At 70.8% G+C, this 4,409-nt stretch carries 1 protein-coding gene; it reads left to right on the forward strand.

Annotation, left to right across the window (positions count from 1 at the left end; all coding sequences use genetic code 11):
- A partial coding sequence (locus AC07DS_RS46215; RefSeq protein WP_479154730.1) for a type I polyketide synthase occupies window positions 1-4,409 on the forward strand: 4,409 nt, incomplete at both ends.

Genomic DNA, 4,409 nt, shown 5'->3' on the forward strand with positions numbered 1-4,409 from the left:
CCGCGTTCGTGATGTTCTCTTCGGCGGGCGGGCTGGTTCTGACCGCGGGGCAGGGCAACTACGCGGCGGCCAACGTGTTCCTCGACGCCCTCGCGGCCCGTCGCGCGGCCGAGGGCCTGCCCGCCACCGCCATGGCATTCGGCCTCTGGGACGCGGGCGCCGGCATGGGCGTTCACCTTGCGGAGGCCGACCGCAGGCGCATGGCCGCCCAGGGCCTTCCGGTCCTCACAGCGGACTCCGGTCTGGACCTCTTCGCCGCGTCCCTGCGGTCGGAGCGGGCAGCCGTCGTTCCCGTCCGCGTCGACATGGCCGCCCTGCGTACTCGCACCGACGAGATACCCGCGCTGCTGCGCGGCCTGGCCCCGCGGACTCGCCGCGTCACGGCACACAGCGGCGGCGCGACGACCGGCGCACCGCTGCGGGAGCGGCTCGCCGGAATCACCCCCGGAGAGCGCCACCGGCTCGTGCTGGGGATGGTCCGCTCCCAGGTGGCGTCCGTGCTCGGACACACCTCGGCCGAGGCGATCGGTCCCGACCGGCCCTTCCAGGAGCTGGGCTTCGACTCCCTGGCCGCCACCGAACTGCGCAACCAGCTCAGCAAGGCCACCGGCCTGCGGCTGCCCGCAACGCTCGCTTTCGACCACCCGAACGCCGCGGCAGTCACCGACCGCATTCTCGACGAGCTGGGCGTCGGCGACGCGGCCGGCGAGATGGCCGTACGCGCGGACGACGGGCGTACGGACGACGGGGGTCCGGCCGACGACGAGCCCATCGCCATCGTCGGTATGGCCTGCCGCTATCCCGGCGGTGTGACGACCCCCGAAGAGCTGTGGCAGCTCGTCCTCGACGGTGTCGACACGGTCTCCGACCTGCCGGCCGACCGAGGCTGGAGCCTCGAGGACCTCTACGACCCCGAACCGGGCAAGGAGGGCAAGAGCTACACGCGCCGAGGGAGCTTCCTGTACGACGCCGCCGACTTCGACCCGGCGTTCTTCGGGATCTCCCCGCGCGAGGCGCTCTACATGGACCCGCAGCAGCGGCTCCTGCTGGAGACGTCCTGGGAGGCCCTGGAACGCGCCGGAATCGACCCGGTCACGGTGAAGGGCAGCCGCACCGGCGTGTTCGCCGGAGTGATGTACCACGACTACGCCCTGGGAGCGCATCCGTCCGGAACGAGTGGAGGCAGCGTCGTGTCCGGCCGGGTGTCGTACACGCTGGGTCTGGAGGGGCCGGCGGTCACCGTCGACACGGCGTGCTCGTCGTCGCTGGTCGCCCTGCACCTCGCGGTGCAGTCGCTGCGCTCAGGGGAGTGCTCCCTCGCGCTCGCCGGCGGTGCCACCGTGATGTCGACGCCCGGGATGTTCATCGAGTTCAGCCGGCAGCGCGGTCTCTCCGCGGACGGCCGGTGCAAGGCGTTCGCGGGATCGGCCGACGGCGTCGGCTGGTCGGAAGGCGTCGGCGTCCTGCTCGTGGAACGGTTGTCGGACGCCCGCCGCAACGGCCATGACGTCCTGGCCGTGATCCGCGGCTCAGCGGTCAACCAGGACGGCGCCAGCAACGGCTTCACCGCCCCCAACGGCCCTTCCCAGCAGCGGGTGATCCGGCAGGCTCTCGCCGCGGCCGGACTCGCGGCTCAGGACGTTGATGCAGTGGAGGCGCACGGCACGGGTACCACGCTGGGTGACCCGATCGAGGCACAGGCACTCATCGCGACGTATGGCCAGAAGCGCCCGGAGGACCGGCCGTTCCTGCTCGGGTCCATCAAGTCGAACATCGGGCACGCCCAGGCCGCCGCAGGAGTCGCGGGCGTCATCAAGATGGTCATGGCCATGCGCCACGGCGTGCTGCCGAAGACCCTGCACGCGGACGAGCCCTCCCCGCACGTCGAGTGGACGGAAGGCTCCGTCGAACTCCTCACCGAAGCGGTGGACTGGCCGGAGACCGGGCACCCGCGCCGCGCGAGCGTCTCGGCGTTCGGTATCAGCGGTACCAACGCACATGTGGTCCTGGAACAGGGCACGGAGCAGCCGGTCGCGGCCACCGAGTCGGCCGCACCGCCCGGTGTCCCGCTGCCGTGGCTCGTCTCCGCGCCGACCCCGGAGGCCCTGCGGGCCCAGGCTGCCCGACTGCTGTCGTACGTCGAGACCCGCCCGGAACTGGACCTGACGGCCACGGCACACACACTGGCGACAGCGCGCACAGCCCTCGAGTGCCGGGCGCTGGTCGTCGGTACGGAACGCGAGGAACTCCTCGACGGCCTTCGGACCCTGACACAGCACGACGCCTCCGCTCCCGGCCTCTTCACGGCCTCGACCCGCGGTAGTGCCGTCTCGGCCTTCTTGTTCTCGGGGCAGGGTTCGCAGCGCCTCGGTATGGGCCGTGAGTTGTACGGCAGGTTCCCGGTGTTCGCGGAGGCCTTCGATGCGGTGTGTGCGGGGCTGGACGGGCACTTGGATGTGCCGGTGCAGGATGTGGTCTGGGGTGAGAGTGAGGAGCTGCTCAACCGGACGGTGTACGCGCAGGCTGGGCTGTTCGCGGTCGAGGTGGCGTTGTTCCGGCTTGCCGAATCTCTCGGCGTTCGCCCTGATTTTGTGGCCGGGCATTCGATCGGTGAGGTGGCTGCCGCGCATGTGGCGGGTGTGTTCTCGCTGGTGGATGCGTGTGCTCTGGTGGCGGCTCGTGGCCGGCTGATGCAGGCCCTGCCGGAAGGCGGGGCCATGCTCGCCCTCCAGGCCACCGAGGACGAAGTACGTCCCCTGCTCGGTGAGTTGGTGTCGATCGCTGCGGTCAACGGACCCCGATCCGTGGTGGTTTCCGGCGCCGAGGCGACGGTGGAGGAGATCCGCACCCACTTCCACGACCGTAAGTCGACAAGGCTCCGCGTCTCGCACGCCTTCCACTCCCCGCTGATTGACCCCATGCTCGACGACTTCCATCGCGTGGTCGAAGGGCTCTCCTTCGGTACGCCGGTGATTCCGGTCGTGTCGAACCTGACGGGCGAGGTCACGGCGTCCGAGGACCTGTGCTCCGCCGACTACTGGGTACGACACGTCCGCGAGGCGGTCCGCTTCGCCGACGGCCTTCACACACTGCGCACCCTGGGCGTCACAGGATTCGTCGAGATCGGGCCCGACGCGGTGCTCACCGGAATGGTGCAGGACACCCTCGACGACGCGAACGTGTTCTCCCTGCTCCGCCGCGGCCGGGACGAGAGCCTGACCTTGGTCGGGGGACTCGGCTCCCTGCACACCGTCGGAGTGCCCGTCGACTGGCGGACGTTCTTCGCGGTGACGGCAGCGGCAGGTCGGCGCGCCGTCGATCTGCCCACGTACGCATTCCAGCGCCAGCGGTACTGGCTGGACGCCACGAGTACGGTGGCGGAACTCGGCTCCGTGGGCCTGGGCTCGGCGGAGCACCCGCTCCTGGGTGCTGTCGCGGAACTCGTCAGCGCCGATGGCTTCCTCTTCACAGGCCGGCTGTCCCTGGACTCCCACCCGTGGTTGGCGGACCACATGGTCCTGGGCAGGGTCCTCGTGCCCGGAGCGGCTCTCCTCGAACTCGCCCTGCGAGCAGGCGATTCGGTCGGCTGTGATGTGGTGGAGGAGCTGACGCTCGCCGCGCCACTGGTGCTGCCCGAACGGGGCGGTGTCCAGGTGCAGGTGTGGGTCGGCGAACCGGAGGAGGGCGGTCGGCGCCACGTCACCGTGCACTCCCGCACGGACGGCGCGGCCGACGGTGCATGGATTCTCCATGCCGACGGTGTTCTCGCGGTCAGGCCCGCCGGTGCCGTCGTTCCCGACGCGGACATGACGTCCTGGCCGCCCGTCGGTGCGGAGCCGGTCCCCGTCGACGGGGCATACGAAGGATTCGCGGGTGCCGGTTTCGGTTACGGGCCGGTGTTCCAGGGGCTTCGTACCGTATGGCGGCGCGGCGAGGAGCTGTTCGCGGAAGTCGTGCTGCCGGATCAGGCGCACGACGACGCCGGGCGGTTCGGTCTGCACCCGGCTCTGCTGGACGCCGCGATGCATGCGGCGATCCTGACGAGCTCGGGCGCAACCGCCATCCCGTTCGCATGGAGCGCTGTTTCGCTGCACGCCGTGGGCGCCACCCTGGTGCGGGCGCGACTGACGCGCGTCGGCGAGGACGGTTGGTCGCTGGCCCTGACGGACACCACCGGTCGGCCGGTCTTGTCCGTGGGGTCGATGGTGAGCCGACCCGTGTCGGTGGAGCAGCTGGCGGCAAGTGACGCGTCTGCCGAGCCCCTGTTCGCGGTCGAGTGGTCACAGCTGCCCCTAGCCGCCGGAACGGGTGAGCCGTGGGTGCGTTGGGAGGAGGTGTCCGGGGGTGTGGGTCCGGTGCCGGGTGTGGTGGTGCTGGACTGTGGTGGTGTGGGCGGGATGGATGTGCCG

Source organism: Streptomyces sp. NPDC044064 (assembly GCF_056434245.1).